17 protein-coding genes are annotated in these 21,614 nt (G+C 66.5%); 9 read left to right on the top strand and 8 right to left on the bottom strand.

The features are described from left to right. Positions 1-436 precede the first annotated feature (436 nt). The 6 genes from GQ57_RS42055 to GQ57_RS24430 all read left to right on the top strand — a co-directional run bounded on the left by GQ57_RS42055 (position 437) and on the right by GQ57_RS24430 (position 8,535). Entirely contained in the window at positions 437-616 is a 180-nt protein-coding gene (locus GQ57_RS42055) for a hypothetical protein (RefSeq protein WP_152603344.1), read from the top strand. A gap of 366 nt (positions 617-982) precedes the next feature. Continuing rightward, positions 983-2,251: an HlyD family secretion protein gene (locus GQ57_RS24450; protein ID WP_034199273.1), complete on the top strand. Its 1,269-nt coding sequence runs from the start codon at positions 983-985 to the stop codon at positions 2,249-2,251. Positions 2,252-2,262: 11 nt separating this feature from the next. After that, positions 2,263-4,410 carry a peptidase domain-containing ABC transporter gene (locus GQ57_RS24445; RefSeq protein WP_052001476.1) on the top strand — a complete coding sequence of 716 codons (2,148 nt, stop codon included), beginning with the start codon at positions 2,263-2,265 and terminating at the stop codon, positions 4,408-4,410. A gap of 40 nt (positions 4,411-4,450) precedes the next feature. Continuing rightward, positions 4,451-5,839 (top strand): TolC family protein, encoded by a 1,389-nt coding sequence (locus tag GQ57_RS24440; protein WP_052001479.1) that lies wholly within the window; start codon positions 4,451-4,453, stop codon positions 5,837-5,839. 335 nt (positions 5,840-6,174) lie between these two features. Continuing rightward, the gene (locus GQ57_RS24435; protein WP_031401649.1) at positions 6,175-6,378 is read left to right on the top strand and encodes a hypothetical protein; all 204 of its coding nucleotides are present in this window, start codon (positions 6,175-6,177) and stop codon (positions 6,376-6,378) included. A 42-nt stretch (positions 6,379-6,420) separates the two neighbouring features. Then, entirely contained in the window at positions 6,421-8,535 is a 2,115-nt protein-coding gene (locus GQ57_RS24430) for a phosphocholine-specific phospholipase C (protein ID WP_034199272.1), read from the top strand. A gap of 72 nt (positions 8,536-8,607) precedes the next feature. Here GQ57_RS24430 and GQ57_RS24425 read toward each other — a convergent pair whose 3' ends face one another. Next, the gene (locus GQ57_RS24425; RefSeq protein ID WP_034199271.1) at positions 8,608-9,930 is read right to left on the bottom strand and encodes a galactosyl transferase GMA12/MNN10 domain protein; all 1,323 of its coding nucleotides are present in this window, start codon (positions 9,928-9,930) and stop codon (positions 8,608-8,610) included. Between the two features lie 423 nt (positions 9,931-10,353). On the opposite strand from GQ57_RS24425, the gene GQ57_RS24420 reads away from it, so the two are divergent. The 3 genes from GQ57_RS24420 (at position 10,354) to GQ57_RS24410 (ending at position 13,585) form a co-directional block, all read left to right on the top strand. Then, on the top strand, positions 10,354-11,496 hold the full coding sequence (locus GQ57_RS24420) for a DUF2827 domain-containing protein (protein WP_031401652.1): 1,143 nt from the start codon (positions 10,354-10,356) through the stop codon (positions 11,494-11,496). Positions 11,497-12,272: 776 nt separating this feature from the next. Continuing rightward, positions 12,273-13,076 (top strand): EAL domain-containing protein, encoded by an 804-nt coding sequence (locus GQ57_RS24415; protein WP_034199270.1) that lies wholly within the window; start codon positions 12,273-12,275, stop codon positions 13,074-13,076. 92 nt (positions 13,077-13,168) lie between these two features. Beyond that, the gene (locus GQ57_RS24410; protein ID WP_031401654.1) at positions 13,169-13,585 is read left to right on the top strand and encodes a hypothetical protein; all 417 of its coding nucleotides are present in this window, start codon (positions 13,169-13,171) and stop codon (positions 13,583-13,585) included. A 118-nt stretch (positions 13,586-13,703) separates the two neighbouring features. Here the strand turns inward: GQ57_RS24410 and GQ57_RS24405 are convergent, their stop codons facing one another. From GQ57_RS24405 to GQ57_RS24375, 7 genes are all read right to left on the bottom strand, one after another. Next, positions 13,704-15,686: an FkbM family methyltransferase gene (locus GQ57_RS24405; protein WP_034199269.1), complete on the bottom strand. Its 1,983-nt coding sequence runs from the start codon at positions 15,684-15,686 to the stop codon at positions 13,704-13,706. Positions 15,687-15,710: 24 nt separating this feature from the next. After that, positions 15,711-16,847, bottom strand: coding sequence for a DUF2827 family protein (locus GQ57_RS24400; RefSeq protein WP_031401656.1), 1,137 nt, complete (start codon positions 16,845-16,847; stop codon positions 15,711-15,713). A 30-nt stretch (positions 16,848-16,877) separates the two neighbouring features. Further along, a complete protein-coding gene (locus GQ57_RS24395) occupies positions 16,878-17,345 on the bottom strand; it encodes a DUF4019 domain-containing protein (protein WP_034199307.1) in 468 nt (155 codons plus the stop codon). 26 nt (positions 17,346-17,371) lie between these two features. Then, positions 17,372-18,526, bottom strand: coding sequence for a DUF2827 domain-containing protein (locus GQ57_RS24390; RefSeq protein ID WP_031401658.1), 1,155 nt, complete (start codon positions 18,524-18,526; stop codon positions 17,372-17,374). Between the two features lie 14 nt (positions 18,527-18,540). Next, positions 18,541-19,686 (bottom strand): DUF2827 domain-containing protein, encoded by a 1,146-nt coding sequence (locus GQ57_RS24385; RefSeq protein ID WP_031401659.1) that lies wholly within the window; start codon positions 19,684-19,686, stop codon positions 18,541-18,543. A gap of 394 nt (positions 19,687-20,080) precedes the next feature. After that, a complete protein-coding gene (locus GQ57_RS24380) occupies positions 20,081-20,743 on the bottom strand; it encodes an OmpA family protein (protein WP_031401660.1) in 663 nt (220 codons plus the stop codon). Between the two features lie 118 nt (positions 20,744-20,861). Beyond that, on the bottom strand, positions 20,862-21,614 hold a 753-nt coding region (locus tag GQ57_RS24375; RefSeq protein WP_034199306.1), incomplete at its 5' end, for a YadA family autotransporter adhesin.

Here is a 21,614-nt window from a genome sequence, read left to right as displayed (position 1 = left end):
CCAGGCCTGCCGCCGGAAGTGTCCGGTCATTCCCTGGACACGCCGGGTTGCGGCGGCCTCCCATTCCCATTCCCTCTTTGTCTGCACGCCTCGATCGCCGGTGCGCGGCGAAGCGCAGGACGCCGATTGATTCTCCTCGATGAGTAATTTTTTGGGGAATTCCACGAAGGCCGATGATCGAGGCGGAATGAATGATTCTCCCCCCTTTAAAAATTAAAATTTTCGTCAAAGAAATTTCATTGAATGTAAATTAACTATCCGGACCACTTTGAAGAATTTCGGTTGGGTGTATGTTTCGCCATGAAGATTTACACGCAACCAGTCATCTGAAAAATAGAAATTCAGGCGCCTTGAAACAGTGTGGACCTTCGTTTGCAGCGTTGGTCGTGTCTTTCGCATCGAGCCGGCGTCCGTTCAATTTTTTGGAGACTTACCCATGCAGGAACTCAATCAACAGGAAATCCAGGCAGTCTCGGGCGGCACGTCGTGCCTTTCGGGCGGAGTCGCTCATTGCGTGACCCATGTCGTCGATTCGCGGCATGGCTGCAGGTCGGGCGCACCGTCGTCGGGCTGCTCGGGCAGCAACTCCGGTAACAGCACGGTTACGCAGAGCTGATGCGGAACGCGAGGGCGGCAGTGACATGCTGCCGCCCTCGCGGCGCACAAGGAGGCGCGGCGGCGCGACCGGACGTCGTTGAAATTTCCGGACATATCGGTAAAGCCGGAAAAAATCGCCAAAACTTTCCAGAGTAATTTAAAGATCGCGGCGCTTGTGTGCGGTAGATGACAATAAATCGATTGGCGGCTGATTGAAATAAATTGCGCGGCCTTGAGTCGGAAATTTCAAATGACGGGTTTCGGTTGAAGCCGCGTTTCGGTTTTTCCCGTTCGTGATGTTTTATAAATATTCAGACGAATTGCGTGTCGCGGGTTCTGCATGCCGCGTCGCATCGTTTCTACTCCTTTTATCGAGATCGGTGCCGTGACACCCCCGCCGTCGCTCTTTCGTTCGGAGGCCAGGCAGGCTCAGGAGGCGCGAAGCCTGGGCGAGATCCTGCTGATCCGACCGTTGTCGCTGACCGTGATGACGGCCGTCGCCGCATGCATGGGGGTGGCGGTGATCGTGCTGCTCGCATGCGGCACCTATACGCGCAGGACGACGGTCGACGGCCTGGTCGTTCCCGATGCGGGGCTCGTGAAGATCTATGCGCAGCAGCCGGGTCTCGTGTTGAGCAAGGCGGCGGTCGAAGGCGCGCGGGTCGCGCGCGGACAGGCGTTGTACACGATTTCGACCGATGTGCGCAGCGAGGGCGCCGGACCGACGCAGGCGGCGCTCATGACGCAGGCGCATGAGCGAAAGGCGTCGCTGCAGCATGAAATCGCGGCCACGCGCGAATTGCAGGGCGACGAGCGACGTACGTCGCAGACGAAGGTCGACAGCTTGCGGGCCGATCTGGCCGGCATCGACGACCAGATCGCGGCTCAGCGCACGCGCGCGGCGATCGCGGCCGACGCGGCCACCCGCTATGCAGGGCTTCTGGCCCAGGACTACGTGTCGAAGGATCAGGCGCAGCAGCGCGACGCCGACAGCCTCGATCAGCAATCGAAGCTTCGCAGTCTGCAGCGCGATCGCGCCGGTATCGTGCAGCAACTCGCGGCCGCGACGAGCGATCTCGCCGGACTCCCGCTCAAGCAGCAGAACCAGCTCGCGCAGATCGACCGCAGCGTGATGGACGTCGATCAGTCGCTGATCGAAAGCGCAGCGAAAAGCACTCTGGTTGCGACCGCACCCGAGGCGGGCATCGCGACCGCGATGATCGCGCAACCCGGCCAGTTCGTCGATACGGAGCATCCGCTGGCCAGCATCGTGCCCGACGGCTCGCACTGGCAGGCGCAACTGTTCGTGTCGAGCGCCGCCATCGGATTTGTCCGGACCGGCGATCCGGTCCTGATTCGCTACCAGGCCTACCCGTATCAGAAATTCGGCCAGTACCGCGCGCACGTCCTGTCGATCGCACATGTCGCGTTGTCGGCGGCGGAACTGGCGGTCAGCGGATACCCGGCGGGCGCGGCCGCCGGGGCGCTCTACTACCGGGTCACCGTTGCCTTGCAGGACGAATCTGTCGTCGCGTACGGCAAGCGGCAGCCGTTGCAGGCCGGCATGGCGCTGCAGGCCGACATCCTTCAGGAACGCCGCCATCTGTACGAATGGGTGCTGGCGCCGCTTTACAGCCTGACCGGCAAACTCTGACCGGAACGTTCATGTTCAATCCAGATCGCCTTGCTTTCGGCCATCAACACAAGCTGCCGATGGTGCTCCAGACGGAGGCCGCGGAGTGCGGGCTGGCATGTCTCGCGATGATCGCCGGGTATTACGGCCACCACATCGATCTGGCGGAGATGCGAAACCGCTATCGGGTGTCGCTCAAGGGAACCGGTCTCGCACGCGTGATCGAGATCGCCCATCAGATCGATCTCGGCACGCGGGCGCTCAAGCTGGATCTCGATCAGATCGGGAATCTGCGCGTGCCCTGCCTGCTCCACTGGAACTTCAACCATTTCGTCGTGCTCCAGCAGGTCGGCGCGCGGAGCGTGACGATTCACGACCCGGCCCTGGGAGTTCGACGACTGTCGTTCGACGAGATGTCCCGCGCGTTCACCGGCGTTGCGCTGGAAGTCTGGCCGACCGGCGCGTTCGCGCCGCGCAAGGCGGCGCCGAACATCAGGCTGCGGTCGCTGCTCGGGCCGGTCACGGGCCTGACCCGTTCGTTGGGACAGGTGCTGGTGCTGTCCGCCGCGATCGAGATATTTGCGCTGGTGTCCCCGTTCTTTCTGCAATGGGTGATCGACGAGGTGATTGTCGGCGCGGACCGGGATCTGCTCACGTTGCTCGCACTCGGGTTCGGGTTGCTGATGCTGATGCAGCAGGCGACGCAGGCGCTTCGATCGTGGGCGATGATGTATCTCGGCACGACGCTCAATGTGCAGTGGCGTATCAACGTTTTCACGCACCTGCTCAATCTCCCGGTCGCGTATTTCGAGCGCCGCCGTCTCGGCGATGTCGTGTCGCGATTCGGATCGATCGACACGATCCAGCAGACGCTGACGACCTCGTTCCTGAGCGCCGTGCTCGACGGGATCATGACGGCGGTCACGTTGACGATGATGTTCGTCTACAGCTGGCGGCTCGCACTGATCGCCGTGGTCGTGATGACGCTCTATGCGGCGTTGCGCGGGTTCCTGTACCTGCCGCTGAAACGCGCCGCGGAAGACCAGATCACGCATGCGGCCAGACAGCAGGGCTATTTTCTCGAGACCGTGCGCGGGGTGAAGGCCGTCAAGCTGTTCAACCGCCAGAACGAGCGCCGGTCGAGCTGGCTCGCGCTGCTGGTCGACCAGGTCAACGCGGGCCTGCACGTGCAGAAGCTGCAATTGCTGTTTCAGCAAGCCAACGGCCTGCTGTTCGGCGTCGAGGGCGTGCTGATCGTGTGGCTGGGTGCGCGGCTGGTTCTGGACGGTCATTTCACGGTCGGGACGCTGATGGCCTTCAATGCTTACAAGGGGCAGTTCGACGGTCGCGTCGGCAGCCTGATCGACAAATTCTTCGACGTGAAGATGCTGCAACTGCAGGGCGAACGCCTGTCGGATATCGTGTTCGCCGAAGCGGAATCGGATGGCGTTCCGCGATACGTGCCGGGTGAAGCCGACGATCTCGACGCGAGCATCGAGGCGCGGGATATCGTGTTCCGATACGCGGACGGCGAGCCGGCGGTGCTCGACGGCCTGTCGCTCCGGATCGAGGCCGGCGAGTCCGTCGCGCTCGCCGGCCCGTCCGGCTGCGGCAAGACGACGCTGGTGAACCTGCTGCTCGGCATTGTCGAGCCGAGCGCCGGCTCGGTGCGCATCGGCGGCGTCGACATCGCGCATCTGGGCAAGGAAAGACTGCGCTCGATGGTCGGCACGGTGTTGCAGGACGACGTGCTGTTCGCCGGCTCGATCGCCGACAACATCAGTTTCTTCGCACCGGACGCCGATCCGGAGTGGATTCGCGAGTGCGCGCGCATGGCTGCCGTCCACGCCGACATCGCGGCGATGCCGATGGGTTACAACACCCTGGTGGGCGACATGGGAACGGTGCTGTCCGGCGGGCAGCGGCAGCGTGTGCTGCTGGCCCGCGCGCTTTACAAGCGGCCGCGCATCCTGGTGCTGGACGAAGCGACGAGTCACCTGGACGTCGATCGGGAGCAGCAGGTGAATACGGCGATCGGCATGTTGCGGATGACCCGCCTGATCGTCGCGCATCGTCAGGAGACGATCGCGTCCGCGTCGCGCGTGATCGTGATGGACGCCGGAAAGGTCGCACGTGACGGAGCAGCGGCAACCGCCGGGGGAGCCGCGCGTGTCGGCTGAGTTCCTCGCCAGGGTGGCCGTGGCGCTGATCGTCGCACTGATGCCGATGCGATACGCCGACGCCCAGTTGCTTGACGTGTACGGGACCCGGAGCATGACCGGCGCATCGCCCGCGGCCCCGGTATTGCGGAACGCGTCATGCGAGCCGACGATCGAAAATCGCCCGGTCGATCTGGACGACGTGATGTTGCAGGCGGTGTGCGCGAGCCCGCTCGCCCGTCAGGCGTGGGCGAACGCGCGTGCCCAGGCCGCCCAGGTCGGCGTCGAGGAAGCCGCGTATCTGCCGCGGCTCGACGCGACGACGGGCGTCGAGCGTGACAACCTGTCGACGACCTACGCCGAGCCGGGCTATGGCGGGGTCACGCAGTCGCAGAATTCCACGAGCCGGTATCTGATGCTCCAGTTGAATTGGCTGCTGTTCGATTTCGGGCGCCGCAGCGCCAGCGTGCGGCACGCGCGCGATCTGCTGGAGGCCGCCAATGCCGCGGAGGCGTCCGCGTTGCAGACCGTCCTGTTCAATGCCGCGCAGGCTTATTACGATCTTCGCGATGCGCAGGCGACGGCCGACGCGGCGCGGGCGTCGGAGGCGGCGGCCAGGGAAAGCCTAGATGAAGCCCGGGCTCGACACGACGCCGGCGCGGGCACGCTGAGCGACCAGTTGCAGGCGCAAACCAGCTATCGCCGGATGGTGCTCGACCGGGTGAGCGCGGACGGCGCCATCGAGTCGGCGCGGGGAGCGCTCGCGGTGGCAATGGGGTTGAGGGCCGATGCACCGTTGCAGCTTGCGCCCGAAGCGTCGCGCGTCGCGCCCGATGACGTGGTCCGGGAAGTGTCACGGGCGATGGACGTGGCAATGGATCGGAATCCGCAACTGCTCGAGGCGCGCGCGAAGCTGGATGCCGCGCGCGCAAACGTGGACGTCGTGCGCGCGCAGAATCGGCCGAGCGTTTCGTTGACGGGCAGCCTGGCACTCAACAATCCGTCGTATCAGCAGCAACCTTCGCAAATTCCGGTGAAGAGCAGCCGCGGCAACACGATCGGCATCCAGGTGTCGATTCCGCTGTTCGACGGGTTCTCGTCCGGGTACCAGATCGCGGCGGCGCAAGAGCAGGCGAATGCGGCGGAGGCGGATCTGCACGGCAGCGAGCTGCAGGTCTCGCTCGACGTCTGGAAAGGCTTTCATGATTTGCAGGCCGACACGTCGAATCTCGACAATACCGAGCAGCTTCTCGCCGATGCGCGGCAATCGCTCGACGTCGCGCGAGGCCGCTACCGGGCCGGCGTCGGCACGATGACCGAGCTGCTGGCCGCACAGTCGGCGCTTGCCGACGCACGCAAGCTGCAGGCACTGGCCGTGTCGAAATGGCATACGGGACGCCTCAAGCTGGCGACGAGCCTCGGCGAGCTGAGCGTCGACGCCGCGCGTTGAGCGGGGCTGGCGCGATACGCGATACGCGGGCCGGTGGCCGCGGGCTTGCGGAGGCGGCCGGGCGACGCGCCGTGTTTTCGCCATGGCGAGGCCGCCGCTTCGATCGTATTGCCACGCGAGCGAGCGTCGCACGGGCCTGCCGGACGCTGCGTTTTCGCCGCTGCAATCCGTTTCTTGTCGTCATGCATGGCATGGCCTGCCGCATCGCGTTAAGCCCGTTGTAAGCCTCTCCGTGCGACACCGCCGTGTAACACACCGTAATTAGCATCTCGCCGTCGAGATGGCCGGCGCGTTCCTGCGCTCGAGCCACGTCGTCCCCCCCACGGAGATACGATATGCGAAAGTCGGCCCTACGGCCCATCGCGGTCGCCGGCCTGCTTGCACTGATCGCACTCCTCAGCGCATGCGGCGACGACCTGAACGCGGACCCCGCACCGGTCGTGCAGCAGAAGGCCGCGTGCGGCGGCGGTGTCGTCGCCACCGCGCAGATGCGCTGCCCGCCGGGTTTCACGGCGCCTGCTTCCTCGCCCGCTTCCTGATACCGGCCGTTTCCACCAGAACTCCAATCAAGAGCAACCAGCATGGCCACCCATTCGCGACGCGATTTTCTGAAGTTCTCCGCCGGCCTGGCCGGCGCGACCGCCGCTTCCGGACTGCTTCCCGAGTCGATCCGCAAGGCGCTGGCGATCGAGCCGAACACCGTGACGGGCACGATCCAGGATGTCCAGCACATCGTCGTGTTCATGCAGGAGAACCGCTCGTTCGACCACTACCTCGGCCACCTGAGCGGCGTGCGCGGCTACAACGACCGGTTCCCGGTCACGCTGCCGAACGGCAAGCCGGTGTGGTTCCAGCCGCGGCAGGAAGACAAGACGAGCGTGATCGCGCCGTTCCGCTACGACACGACCAATCCGGGCGTCAACGCGCAGTGCATCGGCGGCCTGCCGCATACGTGGGCGACGACGCACGGCGCGATCGACAACGGCCGCGCGGACCAATGGGCGGTGCAGAAGTCCAACATGACGATGGGCTACCACATCCGCGACGACATCCCGTTCCATTACGCGCTCGCGGATGCGTTCACCGTGTGCGACAACTACTTCTGCTCGATCCCGGGCAACACGCACCCGAACCGCATGTACCTGATGACGGGCATGGTCGATCCGCTCGGCACCGGCGGCGGCCCGCTGCTCGACAACACCGACTACATCGACAACCAGTTCGACAAGATCCAGCTGCCGCCCTTCAGCTGGACGACGTATCCGGAGCGCCTCGAGAAAGCGGGCATCTCGTGGCAGATCTACCAGCAGGGCACCGGGTTCGACAACTTCACCGGCAACTACGGCACGAACATGCTCGCGTGCTTCAACAATTTCGTGAATGCGCCGGCCGGCTCGTCGCTGCAGACGCGCGGGATGAGCACGCGCCCGATCACGCAGCTGAAGGCCGACGTGCAGGCGAACGCGCTGCCGCAGGTGTCGTGGCTGCTGCCGCCCGCCGCGTATTCCGAGCATCCGAAGTTCACGCCGCTCTACGGCGCGTACTACCTGTCGACGATCCTCGATGCGCTGACGTCGAATCCGGACGTCTGGAGCAAGACCGTCCTGCTCGTCATGTACGACGAGAACGACGGCTTCTTCGACCACGTCGTACCGCCGTCGGCGCCGACGCTGCCGGGCTCCGGCATGAGCACCGTGGACATTTCGCTCGAGCGGCACAACGTCGTCACCTCGACGCAGGCCGGCACCTATACGGCCGACAACCTGCCGTACGGTCTCGGCCCGCGTGTCCCGATGTTCGTCGTGTCGCCGTGGTCGAAGGGCGGCTTCGTGTGCTCGCAGGTGTTCGATCACACGTCGGTGCTGCAATTCATCGAGAAGCGCTTCGGCGTGATGGAGACCAACATCTCGCCGTGGCGCCGCGCGATCTGCGGCGACCTGACGTCGGCGCTCGACTTCTCGAAATCGGACGCCACGCTGCCGGCCCTGCCGAGCACGCAGGCGTACGTCGCGCAGGCGGACCTGCAGTGCTCGCGCGCATCGTCGCAGACCGCGCCGGCCAGCACCGCGCAGCAGGTCGTGACGGCGCAGGAGCCCGGCACGCGGCCGGCGCGTGCGCTGCCGTACGAATTGCACGTGACCGGCCAGCTCCAGGCGAACGGCTACGCGCTGACGTTCGCGAACACCGGCACGCAGGGCGCGCACTTCTGGGCCTACACGGGCGACGCGACCGCGATGCCGCGCCGCTATACGGTCGAGGCGGGCAAGCAGCTGACCGATACGTGGGCGCTCGATGCGAGCGGCAACTACCGGGTGAGCGTGTGGGGGCCGAACGGCTATTTCCGGCGTTTCGCGGGATCGGCGGCCGCGGATGCGGGCGCGAAGCCGGAGATCAGCGCGTGCTACGACGCCGCCAACGGCGACGTATACGTGACGTTCGCGAATGCCGGCAGCGGCGCGCTGACGGTCACGGCCACCGACGTCGCGTACGGCGGCGCGCCGCGCACGTTGACGATTCCGGCGGGGCAGCGCGTCGAAGCGCACTGGGATCTGTCGTGCAGCAGCAGCTGGTACGACCTGCAGTTCTCGGTGGCGGGGAACGCGGGCTGGACGCGCCGCATCGCGGGGCACGTCGAAACCGGCCGGCCCGGCATCACCGACCCGGCCGCGGTGGCGCCGACCACGACGCCGGTCTGAACTCGGCGCCGCATGCGGGCCGGTCGCTTCCGGCCCGCATGTGCCGGCGCTGCCGCGGTCGCGGCGCTGGCCTCAGGGCAGTTGCCCGTCGTCGTGCGCCATCATCAGCGCGCGCATCGCCGACCACATCCCGTAGTAATGCACGATGTAGCTGTCCGGACGGCGAAACAGCCAGGGCGTGTTGAAGCTGACGAGGTCGGACACGCCTTCGCCCTGCAACTGCCCGTCGCGTTCCATCGCGCGGATGAAATGCAGCTGGTCGCCGTCGCTCGCATAGACGCTCGATCGGTCGTGCAGCGCGGCGATCGCCGTCATCATGTCGCGCAGCATCGCATTGTTGCGTTCGGTGCGCCGGAACGCCATCACGCCCGAGTTGAACGCCCACTGGCCGATGTCGTGCGCGAGCAGCCAGTCGCGCCCTTCCAACAGCGGCTCCAGCGCGCGCTGCTGGTCCGCGATCAGCACGTCGGCGTCGAGCCACACGACCCATTCATGGTGCTGCAGGTACGCATGCAGCAGCCACGGCTTGAACCAGTTGCCGGTCGCGTTCATGCCGATTTCGGCGGGAATGTCGCGATGCACGTAGAGCGTGTAGCCGTGCGTGTCGCAGTAGCGCCGGAAATTCCGTTCGGCGACGCGGGCGTAGCTGCCGATGTTCGGCGTGTAGAGCGTCATCAGCGCAATCGGGCGGCCGGGATTGAAGGTGCTGCGCTCGGCGGCTTCGTCCGGCGTGCGGGCGGCGTCGTGATCGAACGAGAACATCGGCCGGCCGGCGGCGCGGCAGCGATTGACGTATGCGACGAGCGTATCGCGGAAGCGGGGCGTTGCGCCTTTCCGTTCGGGTTCGCGCGGCGTGTCGTCGATGCTGATCGCGAACGTCGGTTCGCGGCTCCACATCGGATCGAGGCCGGGGCTGGTCGGCATGACCGGATACAGCCCGTCGATCGTCGTCATGTAGGAGTGCGTGTCGAGATCCGCGAACAGCGCGGCCTCCGACGTCAGCCGCGGTTCGGTGCCGAGCTTGCAGCGCTGCACGAGCTGCATCACGATCTCCCGCACGGCCGCCGTGTTGCGCCAGACCTGCACGTCGACTTGCGGCAGCGGGGGCGCGAGTGCGTCGACGAACAGCATGTCGCGCCCGCTCATCAGGCGGTCGAGCGCGACGGGTTCGATGATCGCGGCGTCCTCGCTGAGCAGCAGCACGAGTTCGTCGGGCTGCGCGCCGCGCAGCACATGGAGCAGCGACTCGTAGCGATGCAGCGGCCGCAACGGCAGCGCCTGCGGCATCGCGGACGCGTCGACGACGTCGTGGCGATACCCGTGCGCCTGCGCATAGCGCCGGTGATTCTCGAGGCTGGCGGGGGCGTGCTGACCGAAGTGGCTGAGGACGATCATCGCGCGCTCCGCGGGCCGGGCGGCAGGCGGCGGCGGGCCGGCGCAGTGCCGCAGCCGGGGGCGCTTCGGCGCGCGAGCGGCCGCGGCGCGTGATGGATTGCCCGGAAGACTTGCGCGGCGTCGCGTTCCATTTTGTCAGCCTTTTTTCCAGCAGCGTCGCTGCGAGGTCGTTTCCTGTCCGTCCCGATTACCGGCCGCACCCGGCAACCCGGCGGCGGCGGCGACTTGTCGCCGGAGTATCGCACAGGCACCTCGCGGTTTCGTGCGTGCCGGCCGGGGGCTGACCATCCCTGACAGTGTGCGGGCGGCGCTCCGCTAGAATGGCGGGTTGCCGCCGGCGTGCGCCGGCGCTTGACGCGGACGGCGCCTCGCGCGCTACACTGCGTTCATTCCACCCCCATCCAACCTTCCATCCCGCCGACGATGACGTCTCCTGCCCTGAACGGCCTGCGCATCGGTATCACGATCGGACTGCGTGCTCCCGACGAAAGCATGTGGATCAACGGCATCAAGCAGAACGCGCTGTTTCTCGCGAAGCTGCTGATGGCGTCGCCGCACGGCTACCGCGTGACGCTGATCAACACCACCGACGTGCCGCTCACCGATGCGCTGCCGTGGGATCGCGGCACGTACGACACGCGCGCGTTCGCCGACATGAAGGATGCGCTCGACGTGGTGATCGAGCTCGGCGGGCAGATCGACGCGGCGCAGACGGCCTACCTGAAATCGCGCGGCGTGAAGCTCGTCAGCTACTGCTGCGGGGTCGAGTACGTCAACGTGATGGAGTCGATCCTGTTCGGCCGCCGGATGTGGGAGTCGCTGTTCATCAACCGCGGCTACGACGAGGTGTGGGCGATTCCGCAGATTGCGCCGTCGTCGCTGCCGTTCCTGCAGTCGCTGCGCCGCTGCCCGGGGCGCGTCGTGCCGTTCGTGTGGGATCCGATGTTCCTGAGCGCGCGCGCGCAGTCGCTGCCCGACCGTGGCGAATACCGGCCGCGCAGCGAGCCCGGCAAGCGGATCACGGTGATGGAGCCGAACCACGACGTCGTGAAGTTCTGCGTGTATCCGATGCTGATCATCGACGAAGCGTACCGGCGCGATCCCGACGCGATCTGCTTCGCGCACGTGACCAACGCCGATCGCCTCGCGCACGACAGCCCCGAGTTCGTGATGCTGATGAACTACCTGGACATCGTGCGGGCGGGCAAGGCGAGCTTCGTCGGGCGCTTCGAGACGCCGCTGTTCCTGGCCGACCTGACCGACGTCGTCGTGTCGCATCAATGGTCGAACCCGCTTAACTACTTCTATTTCGACGTGTGCTGGCAGGGTTATCCGCTGGTGCACAACGCGAGCCTCGCGCCCGATCTCGGCTACTACTATCCGGACAACGACGTGCAGCAGGGCGCCGATGCGCTGCTGCGCGCGCTGCATGCGCACGATGACGACTGGGAGGCGTACACGCGGCGCCAGCGCGAGATCCTGGGCCGTTATACGTCGGCGAATCCCGCGCTCGTCGCCGAGTACGATGTGCTGCTCGCGAACCTGGTCGGCGCGACCGCCGCATAAGGCCCGATTTTTCCGGGGCGCGGCCCGTTGCGCCGCCTCGCGCCATCGGGATTGTCCCGCCCTAATGTCTGACGAAATAATGCCGTTAAAAAAGAAACCGCCGAACCCGATCGGTTCGACGGTTTTTGAAGGCACGAAATTGACGGCTCCGAGGGAAGTCCGTCGAAAATAATTTTATAGGTTAACAAGTCTTTAAGATTGTTAAATATGTTTCAATCCGAAATCGTCTGATATTTGAAATTCGAATTTTCGATTCGGAATGGCCTGATTCGGTTTTGAAGTTAAATAATTCGTTTGAAACGAAAAAATTGAATGCTGTAATGATCGAATGGCGTGCGGCAGCGGGTCTTCGGCGGGCGACAGCCCGATAATCCGGGCATCCCGGCCGGTTCCGCGCCGGCTGACGGCAAGGTTTCGCGGCTCGCTATTTATCTGACTAATTGAAAAAATCCCTGATTGGCGAGACCTGAAAACCGCGGGAAAATTGATTTGGATAAAGCTGCATCGATAAACGATTCGAGAGTCGGGTTTCCGTAATCTGCGTTGTGTAACCTGTCGCACAGTCGGTATCGCGTGTACATGGTGTATTCACAGTAACCGAATATCGTTGAAAATATCGAATTTGACGGCGCGCCGAAGCGAAAAGTACGCTCCCGGAAAAGATCGACACAACAGGATGGGCCGGGTAGGCGGCGGGGCGCGTCAGCGTTGGCGCGCGCCGCGTGTTTCTTGAGGTCGAGCCGTCATCGGCGGCTCGCCATTTGCCGGAGCGCCGGATGAATGCGGTCGAAGCTCGCCAGGAGGCGAATCGGGAAGCAAATCGCGACGAAATCGATCTCGTGTTCGGTGCCCCCGACAATCATCCCGACCTCGAGTCGGTACGCAGTTTCGTGGCAAGCCGGCTCGGGTTCGCGCAGGAGCCGGTGTGCCGGTCCGACCTGTCGGGCGGCGTGCTGTACCAGGAGTGCCTGGCGCGGTTGCGGTGGGGCGAGCGGGACGTGCTCCCGCCGGCGGCCTTCCTGCCGCGCCTGGAGGTGCTCGGGTTGATGCGCTGGTTCGACCGGCTGGTGGTCAGCCGGACGATCGACCGGCTGCGTGCCGATCCGACCGCCGTATTCGGGTGCAACGTCGCGGCGGCGAGCGCGGTTGTCGACGACGCGTGGCTGGCGATCTTCAGGCGGCTCGAACTCGAGCCGTCAGTGGCCGCGCGGCTGGTGGTCGAGATCACGGAGACGGGGCCGCTGAATCCCGTCGCGGGGCGTTCGTTCGTGAACCGCCTCCGGCAGGCCGGGAGCCGCATCGCGATCGACGATTTCGGCGTCGGCTTCAGCGCGCTGAACAATCTGGTGGTCGGCAATCCCGACATCGTGAAGCTCGACCGGTCGATCCTGTCGATGATCAAGCGCAACGCGATCGGGCGTTACCAGTTCCGCAGGCTGATCGCGTTCGCGCATGAAGGTGCGCGGCACGTCGTCGCCGAAGGCGTGGAGAGCGAGATGGACCGGCAGATCATCATGGATGCCGGCGTCATGTGGGCGCAGGGCATCCGTTTTTCATGGCGGTCGCCCGCCGCCGCGTGATGGCGCGGGAACAGGCGGGACGGCGCGTACGATGCGCGCCGGTGTCGGGCGTGGCCGGCGTATGGCCGGAGCGAATCGCAAAGGGGCGTGGCATGGCACGGATGAAGGCGGGAGGCGGAACGGGCACGCGGGCGGCCGGCGGGCGCGACCTCGTCGCGATCGCCGAGCTGGCCGACATGCTGTGGCAGCTCGGCGCCGAAGCGACCGACGTGCCGCTCGACGTCGCGCCTTACCTCGACGGCCTGAAAGCCGTTGCCCGGCGCATCCAGCGGATGAAGCCGCTCGACGCCGTCGGCCGCGAGCTGGCGGCGCGGCACTACTATGCGGGCGTCATCGCGGGCGCGTGCGGCGACGATTCCGCGATCGCCCGCGGGGTTTCCGACAGCCTGGTCAGGCCGTCCGGCAGCATCGGCCGGCTCGCGGCGCGTTGCTGCGCGGTGCTTGCGCGGATCGGGCGGCGGCACGGCCGCGCGTTCGCCGCGCAAAGCGGCGATCGGGCGCTGGCCTAGGGCCGGCGCAAACCGGCCCCCGGCGGGTGAACTTGCCGCCGATGCGGTGGCGTGCTGGCGTGCCCGCGCAAGCAGCGACGTCGTCGGCGCGCGGCGGCCCCGCCGTGCGGCAAGCCGGTCAATCCTTCCCGAATCCCCCGAGCACGAACGCCATCGCGCGGTCGACCGCATCGTCCCATCGTCCGACGTGCGCGGCGCGCACGATCCGGATGCCCGGATAGAGCGCGGTGCGCGAGCCGGTTTCCCAGCGCGCATCGGCTTTCGGGCTGAGCAGCAGCACGGCCGGCACGCCGAGCGCGCCGGCGAGGTGGATGTGCGCGGTGCAGGTGGTCACCACGGCGTCCATCGCGAGCATCAGCGCCGCCAGGTCGCTGAAATCGCCGATCGCGTGATGCGGGAACGTCACCGGCAGGTCCGATTGTTCCGACTGCGCCGACAGGTCGCGGTTGATGCAGTACGCGGCGTGGCCGTGCAGCCGCGTCAGCGGCGCGAGGTCGCGCAGGCTGGCGGCCCGATGGAAGCGTGCGTCGCTCTCGTCGCGCCCGCGCCAGTTGAGGCCGATGCGGCGCGTGCCGGGCCGATGGCCGTCATGCGACACGCGCTCGCGCCACGCGGCCGCGGGCGCGGGCGGGCACGACAGGTACGGGGCCGCGGGGCCTTCGGGCGCTGCCGCGTAGCCGAACTGCGCGGCGAGCACCAGGAACGAACACCAGTAGTCGTGCACGATCTGCGACGTGTCGACCCACGCGCCGTGCGCGCCGATGAAGTCGATGTGCGGGAACGTATGGCGCAGCAGGCCCGTCAGCGCATCGGGCACGACGACGGTCACGCTCGTGCACCCGAGTGCGCGGAGCGCGGGCAGGTAGCGGGCGTACTGAAGCTGGTCGCCGACGCCGCCGTAGCTGAGCACCAGCAACCGCTTGCCCGCCAGCGGCTGGCCGTGGTAGAGCCGCTCCGTCGGGAGTCCGAACTGCGCGGCCGTCAGCACGTTTTCGCTGGCGATGGTGGCGCGTGCGGCCTCGGCGCGCCGGCCGGCGCGCAGCAGCAGCGCCGCGCGCGAGAGTTCGACGCGCCCGCGCGTCGCGTCGGGCAGTGCGTCCGGCGCGCCGAAGCGCTCGAGCGCCGCGAGCCCGGCGTCGGGCACGCCCGCGAAGCCGTAGCAGGACGCGAGCTGCAGCGCGATCGCATCGTCGTCGAGCCCGCGGCCGCGTGCGCGCTGCCAGCGGTCGATCGCCTGGCCCCATTCGCAGCGCGATTCGTGATCGAGCGCGCGGTTCCAGTGCGTCTCCGGCGCATCGTCGGCGTCGGTGCGCGCAGTGGCCGGGCCGGCGCCGCTGTCGCCGCTTGCGCCCGGCTGCGCGACGACGATCGGTTCGCCCGAGATGAACAGGCGTTGCCGGTCCCAGTGCGGGTTCGGCACGCACAGCATGTTCAGCCGGTCGATCCGGTAGAACGTGTAGTCGAGGCCGGCGAACGCGTCGACGATCGGCGCCTCGCCGACTTTCCAGTATTCGATCCAGCACCACGGCAGGTGCGTCTCGATCAGCCGGCGCGCGCCGCGCAGCGCGTCGATCTCCATCCCTTCGATGTCGAGCTTCAGGAAATCCAGCCGCGGCAGGCCGAGCGAATCGAGCCGGACGACGGGCGTCGGCGTGCCGCCTTCCGCGTTCGGGGCGACGAGCGAGACCTGGCCGAAGTCCCGGTCCTGTCCGTAATCGATGTCGGGCACTTTCATCGTGCCGTTGGCGCCCGCGAGCCCCATGTTCAGCAGATGGACGTTGTCGAGCTGGTTGAGCGCGACGGTGCCGCCGAGCGCATGGAACAGCGTGCGCTGCGGCTCGAACGCGTACACGCGGCCGCCGCGCGCGCGCAGCCGGTGCGCGATCGGCACGCACACGAGCCCCGCGTTCGCGCCGCCGTCCACCGCGATCGCATGGTCCGGCAACTGGTCGATCACGTTCAGGAGCATGTCGAGCTCGTCCTGGATGTGCGGCCGGCCGGTCCTGAACAGCGTCTCGGCCTGATACGTGCAGTGCCGGTTGATGACGAACGGGCCGTGAATCGAATCGATCACGACGAAATTGCGGACGGTCTGATTCATGGGCGGTGGCGTGGACGAATACGGTCAGCCGGGCACGCGGTCGGCGAACAGCCGCTGGATCTGCGCGGAATACGCGCGGACGTTGTGTTCGGCGAGCGTGTCGACCTGGTGCAGCGCGCGGCGGGCTGCCGCCGCGTAGTCGTCGAGCCGCGCGTCGTGCGTCTGCGCGGCGGTCGCGATCGCGCGCGCCGCCTCGAAGATCTCGAAGTCAGGGTAGTAGTAGCCGACGTCGCGCAGGAACGGCGAGTTGTGCACGAGCGGATAGTTGCCGTACAGCGCGTCGTACAGCAGGTAGTTGAGGCCGTTTTCCCAGTGGTGCGACACGACGATGTCGGTATGATGCGCGGCCCATACGACGAACGGCGCGCGCACGTCGGCGGTCGCCTTGCCGTCGCGCACCATCTCGAGCCCGAGCGCGAGATGCTTGAAGGCGACGTTTTCCTTCTTGTCGAACGTGTTGGTCATGTACACGTGCTCGACGAGCTCCGGGTGCTCGACATAGCACGCGTTCGCGGCGAGCATCGGCACGACCGCGCTTTTCACGACGTTCAGGTTCGGCTCGAAGAACGCGATGCGTTTCGCGGGGCCGTGGTTGCGGTAGCCGAAGCGCGCCTTCAGTTCCGGGTCGGCGTCGAGGCTGCGCTCGATGAAGTACGGCGACCAGATGTGCGGCAGCTCGATCACCGGCGCGCGGTAGACGGCCTGGAAATAGGCCGCGCACGTGTGCATGTGCTGCGGGTTGGTCCAGATCTCGTCGAACTGCACGCGGTGCGGGTTCGGCCGCCAGTCGTTCTTCTCGAAGTTGATCGTCTCGACGGCGATCACGTAGTCGTTGCCGAAGCGGTACGACACGCATTTGCCGCCGCGCCGGCGCACGGCATCCGTGTGCGACGGATCGATGAACGCGTTCATCTCGATCAGCAGGTCGGTCTGGTGGACGACGGCCGACAGCGGGCGCAGCGCATCGCCGAACGCGTCCATCATCAGCGCCTGCGGATACGTGGTGATGCCGTCGTCGTGCGCGAGCCAGACCTCGCCGATCAGCGGCGACTGCTTCAGCAGCATGTACAGGTACACGCAGTGCTGGTTCGCGCCGTTGTACCAGATCGACTGCGTCGCGTCGCGCTGCACGTTCATCGTAATCGCGACATTCAGTTTCATGACGGCTCCGTGGTGCGGGCGTTGCGCGGCTCAGGGCGTGTAGTTCTGCGACTGGCGCGGGACATAGCCGGTCAGGCGCCAGTGGCCGTCGTCCTCGAGGCGGAAGCTCAGCTTCTCGAACATGATCGAGCCGGTCGTGAGCGTGGTGGCGTAGTCGACGTTCGCGTACAGCCCGTCGGGCGTCGCCGAGGCATTCGTATAGCGGATGCGGGTGATCTGCGCCCAGCCGCGATGACGCACCGTGCCGACCGTCTGGCGCGCACGCTGCATGTCCGACGCGAACTGATCCTGCTTGATGCGCGCCTTCACGAACGTGGCGGCATCGAGCCACACCGCGTTGTACTGGCCGGCGTCGAGCTGCTTGAACACCGCATCCGAGTCGCGCAGCAGCGCGTCGGCCGATTCGCCGTCGGATTGCGCATGCGCGCCGATCGCGATCGAAGCGACGGCGCAGCCGATCAGCCATCTGGCGCGGTTGAAGGTCGTGCGTGCGTTCATGTCGTAGTCCGGAAAAGGGCGGCGCGTCATGCGTCGCGGTAGAGGGCGGCGATCGCGTCCGTATAGGCCGCGACGTTCGCGGGGTTGTAGATGCTGACCGAGCTGAGCACGTGCCTCGAATGATCGCGGTACGCTTCCAGGTTGGCGTCGTGCTCGGCGAACGCCTTCAGCAGCGCGCGGCCGCCGGCCTGGCAGTCGAAGTCCGGATAGAAATACCCGGCCTTGCCGAGAAACGGCGAGTTGTGGATCAGCGGATAGTCGCCGTACAGCAGTTCGTAGTACAGGTAGTTCTGCGCGTTCTCCCACGTGTGCGACACCACCGCATCGCCGTACGCGGCCATGAACTCGTACACCGCGTAGCGGCTTTCGAACGTCGTGATGCCGTGTTCGACGATGTCGAGGCTTTTCGCGAAGTGGACGAATGTCGTGTGATCCTTGATGTGGATCGTGTTGCACACGCGCACGAATTCCAGGAACGACGGCTGGGCGCGGTAGGCTTCTTCCGTGACCAGCATCGGGATGACGCTCGTCTTCACCATGCAGATGTTCGGCTCGAACATCGTCACGCGCCAACGCGGCTTGCCGGGCTGGTAGCCGTACGACAGGCCGGCGCCGAGCGTCGCGCGCGCCTTGTCGAACAGCATCGGATGCCAGATGTGCGGGACGATCGTGACCGGCGCGCGCAGGCCCGTCTGGTAGTAGTGCAGGCACGAGCGCTCGAATTCGGGAATCGTCCACACGGCGTCGTACGGTGCGCCCGAGAACAGGAAGCCCGACGGCTTGTTGAACATCGCGCGTTCGATGTCGATCACGTAGTCGTTGCCGACCCGCATCGTGACGACCTTGCCGCCGCGTTCGCGGAACGCGCGCAGGTAGTCCGCGCCGAACTGTGCGCTCATCTCGATCAGCACGTCGCAGCGCTGCAGCGCTTCGTCCATCGACAGCAGCGGCACGTCCCATTCGCCGAGCATCATCTGCGGATCGGCGACCTGTTCGCCGCCGTTCACCATCACGGCTTCCGCGACGAGCGGCGACTGGCGCAGCAGCAGGATCAGCAGCAGGCAGTTCTGGAAGATGCCGTTTTCCCACAGCGACTGGCCGGCGCCGCGCACGAACAGCGACACGCCGACGACGAGACGCTTGCCCTCGCCGGGCGCTTGACGGGCATTGGAGTCCGACATGCGTATTCTCCGGTTCAGGCGACCAGACGCGCGACGAACGCGTCGAGGTTCGCGGGGTTGTCGATCGAGGCCGACTGCAGCAGCCGGCCGGCTTTCGCGCGGTAGTCGTCGAGGCGTTCGTCGTGATGCAGCCACGCGTCGAGCAGCGCGCGGCCGCCGGCGGCGGCATCGAAATCCGGGTAGTAATAGCCGGCGTCGCCGATCAGCGTCGAGTTGTGGATCAGCGGATAGCCGCCGTACAGCACGTCGTAATACAGGTAGTTCTGCCCGTTTTCCCAATGGTGCGACACGACCGCGTCCGCGTGGCGGGACATGAAGCCCGGCAGGTCGAGGCGCGGCTCGAAGGTCGCCTTGTGATGGCGCACCAGATCGAGGCTGTTCGCGAAGTGCACGAAGGTCGGATGCTCCTTCATGTGCAGCGAGTTGACGACGAACATGTGCTGCACCGCGTCCGGCCGTTCGCGGTAGAACGCGTCGCACGCGAGCATCGGGTAATGGCAGGACTTCGCGACCGAGATGTTCGGTTCGAGCATCGCCAGACGCCACGGGCGCTGGCCGGGCCGATAGCCGAACGTCACGCCTTCGGCGGCGAGCGTGGCAATGCGGCGCTCGAGGAAGTACGGCGACCAGATGTGCGGCATCAGGTGCACCGGCGCGCGCAGGATGGTCTGCAGCATCGGCGCGGCGGTTCTGTCGTATTGCGGCAGCAGCCACACTTCGTCGAACGGCGCGCCGTTGAAGATGTGCCCCGACGGCTTGCCGAAGATCGGGGTTTCGCACAGGCCGGCATACACGTGCCCGCAGAAGAACGTGGTGATCTTCTTGCCGAGCGCCTTCATGTGCCGGAGCCATTCGACCGGCAACTGCGCGCCCATTTCGATCACGACGTCGAGCTCGTGCGTGACGTCCGAGGGTTTCACGAGCGGGACGTCGAGGCCGTCGAGTTCGAGGCCGGCCGGCAGTGCGCTGGCGTCGCCGCCATTCAGGAAATAGACCGGGCCGACGCGATCCGAGCGCTTGAGCATCATCGCGAGGAACGCGATGTTCTGGTGGATGCCGTTTTCCCAGATGGCCTGGCCGTCCCGCGCGAACAGCGAGATGCCGACGGCCGGCCGTTGCCTGCGGGTGCCGCCCGAGGCGGCTTGATTGATGTCCGTCACCGGTTGGTTTCCTCTGCGGTGTCCTGCGTCCGGGCCTGGCGTCGAGCGCCTGCCCGGGAAGGGCGCGCCGTGGATTGTCAGGGTTGCATTCGCGCCGGTGCGCCGCGACAGGCGAATCGGGCAACGTGGTTCGCGAAGGCGGCAGCCGGAATCCGGCGCGTCGTCGGGCGCGCCTGGCACGGCACGCGATTCGGGCGGGCTGCCCCGACGACTGTCTGCGGCGATTGTGGCACGGAAACCGCCGGTTTTGGCGGGACGTGACGAACTTTGACATAGCGGCCGGATCACGCCGGCCGTGCGCCTGGAGCGCGGCGTCCGGCGCGCCGGCGGCATGCCGGCGCGGTGCCGGCGAGGCCGGCCGGATCGGGCCGCCGCGGGCGCGGCGGCCGCCCGTTCAGTGCTGCAGCGTGATTTCGACGCGGCGGTTGCTGGCGCGGCCTTCGGGGGTCTCGTTGGTCGCGACCGGGTCGGCCTTGCCGCGGCCCGAGACCGTGATCGAGTCCGCCTTCAGGCCGTGCGTCTTCAGGTAGGCGGCGACCGATTCGGCGCGGCGCTGCGACAGCGCGAGGTTGTAGTCGTCGCTGCCGACCGAATCCGTAAAGCCGGTGATCGTGACCAGCGAATACGTGTGATCCGCGTGCTCGCTCAGCAGCCGGTCGAGCGATTCGCGCGCGGTCGGGGCGAGCGTCGAGCGGTCGGTCGCGAACAGCGCGTCGCCCGAGAGGTTCACGTGCTCGACGGTGGCGGCCGCCGGCTCGGCGGCCGGTGCCGGCGTTTCCGGCGCGGCGCCGCACTGGAACACGAGCGTCGCGGGATCGGACTTGTCGCGCAGCGCGCGGGCCGAATCGAGGGTGCGCACGGGCTGGTCGCCGCAAATCTTGCGGGCGGCTTTCATGCAGGTCTGCGGGCCGGACAGCAGGCCGTGGCAGTCCACCTGGAAGGTGCGCACGCCGTCGCGCGGCTGCAATTCGGATGCGCTGAAGGTCGGGCCGGATGCGCTCGAGCAGGCGGCGAGCGCCGTTGCGGAAAGCGCGAGCGCAATAGCGAGTTTGTTCACGGTTACATCCTCAATACTTGGGTTGACTGAAGCCCGCCACGCACGGCGCGGCGGGCTCGTCCTGCCGTCGGGGCCGCCGGGCTGTCCGGCGAACCGGACGGCCTGGCGGCGCGACGCATTACTTCCACTGGTACAGCATGCCGGCGCCGATCACCTTCTGACCACCGCTGAAGCCGCCGTTGATCGACGCCTTCAGGTTCTCCGTGATGCGCGCCTGCATGTTGACCGCCATCGCCTTCTGGCCGAGGAAGGTCGACGTACCGACACCCATCCCGAAGTTGGCGTCGCGATCCATCTGCGGGATCGATGCCATCGCGCCGACGGCCGCGATACCTTCGATCGCCATCTGGTTGGTCTGCTGCAGTTGCGAACCCAGCGAGTTGATCTGCGCCTGCTGGCCCGACAGTGCCGTGGACAGCGTCGTCTGCACCTGCGTCAGCTGGTTCACGTTCACCGCATCCGTGCCTTGCGTACCCGGCGCGACGTTGATGATCTGACGCTGCTGCGTGTCGCTGCCGACCGACACCACGTTCTGGCGGCCGCCGTCCGTGGAGTTCGCGCCGATCGCCACCGAGTTCGAGCCGGCGGTGACCTTCGGCACGTCGCTGCCGGTGCCGTTCATGTCGGCGGCGATGCCGTTGTTGTTCGCCGAACGCGTCGTATTGTTGTTGATCGTCGTCGACAGCGAGTTCAACGTGTTGTTGATGTTGGTCACGCCGGTCGACAGCGAAGCCACGTTGCTGTTCGTCGTGCTCAGGCCGGTGGACAGCGAGCCGATTCCGGTCGAGGTCGAGGTCGACAGCGAGTTGACGTTGCTGTTCGTCGCACTCAGGCCCGTCGACAGCGAGTTGATCGCGGTCGAGGTCGAGGT

Origin of the sequence: Burkholderia sp. MSh2 (assembly GCF_000731655.1) — a bacterium.
GTDB lineage: Bacteria > Pseudomonadota > Gammaproteobacteria > Burkholderiales > Burkholderiaceae > Burkholderia > Burkholderia paludis.
This window is presented reverse-complemented; position numbering and strand designations above follow the sequence as displayed.

Bases quoted from the DNA above. Each gene is read 5' to 3' on its own strand.
- GQ57_RS24420 (WP_031401652.1), top strand. From the start codon at position 10,354: ATGACGTCTCCTGCCCTGAACGGCCTGCGCATCGGTATCACGATCGGA.
- GQ57_RS24430 (WP_034199272.1), top strand. From the start codon at position 6,421: ATGGCCACCCATTCGCGACGCGATTTTCTGAAGTTCTCCGCCGGCCTG.
- GQ57_RS24435 (WP_031401649.1), top strand. From the start codon at position 6,175: ATGCGAAAGTCGGCCCTACGGCCCATCGCGGTCGCCGGCCTGCTTGCA.
- GQ57_RS24390 (WP_031401658.1), bottom strand. From the start codon at position 18,526: ATGTCGGACTCCAATGCCCGTCAAGCGCCCGGCGAGGGCAAGCGTCTC.
- GQ57_RS24405 (WP_034199269.1), bottom strand. From the start codon at position 15,686: ATGAATCAGACCGTCCGCAATTTCGTCGTGATCGATTCGATTCACGGC.
- GQ57_RS24425 (WP_034199271.1), bottom strand. From the start codon at position 9,930: ATGATCGTCCTCAGCCACTTCGGTCAGCACGCCCCCGCCAGCCTCGAG.
- GQ57_RS24410 (WP_031401654.1), top strand. From the start codon at position 13,169: ATGGCACGGATGAAGGCGGGAGGCGGAACGGGCACGCGGGCGGCCGGC.
- GQ57_RS24400 (WP_031401656.1), bottom strand. From the start codon at position 16,847: ATGAAACTGAATGTCGCGATTACGATGAACGTGCAGCGCGACGCGACG.
- GQ57_RS24395 (WP_034199307.1), bottom strand. From the start codon at position 17,345: ATGAACGCACGCACGACCTTCAACCGCGCCAGATGGCTGATCGGCTGC.
- GQ57_RS24415 (WP_034199270.1), top strand. From the start codon at position 12,273: ATGAATGCGGTCGAAGCTCGCCAGGAGGCGAATCGGGAAGCAAATCGC.
- GQ57_RS24445 (WP_052001476.1), top strand. From the start codon at position 2,263: ATGTTCAATCCAGATCGCCTTGCTTTCGGCCATCAACACAAGCTGCCG.
- GQ57_RS24440 (WP_052001479.1), top strand. From the start codon at position 4,451: ATGCCGATGCGATACGCCGACGCCCAGTTGCTTGACGTGTACGGGACC.
- GQ57_RS42055 (WP_152603344.1), top strand. From the start codon at position 437: ATGCAGGAACTCAATCAACAGGAAATCCAGGCAGTCTCGGGCGGCACG.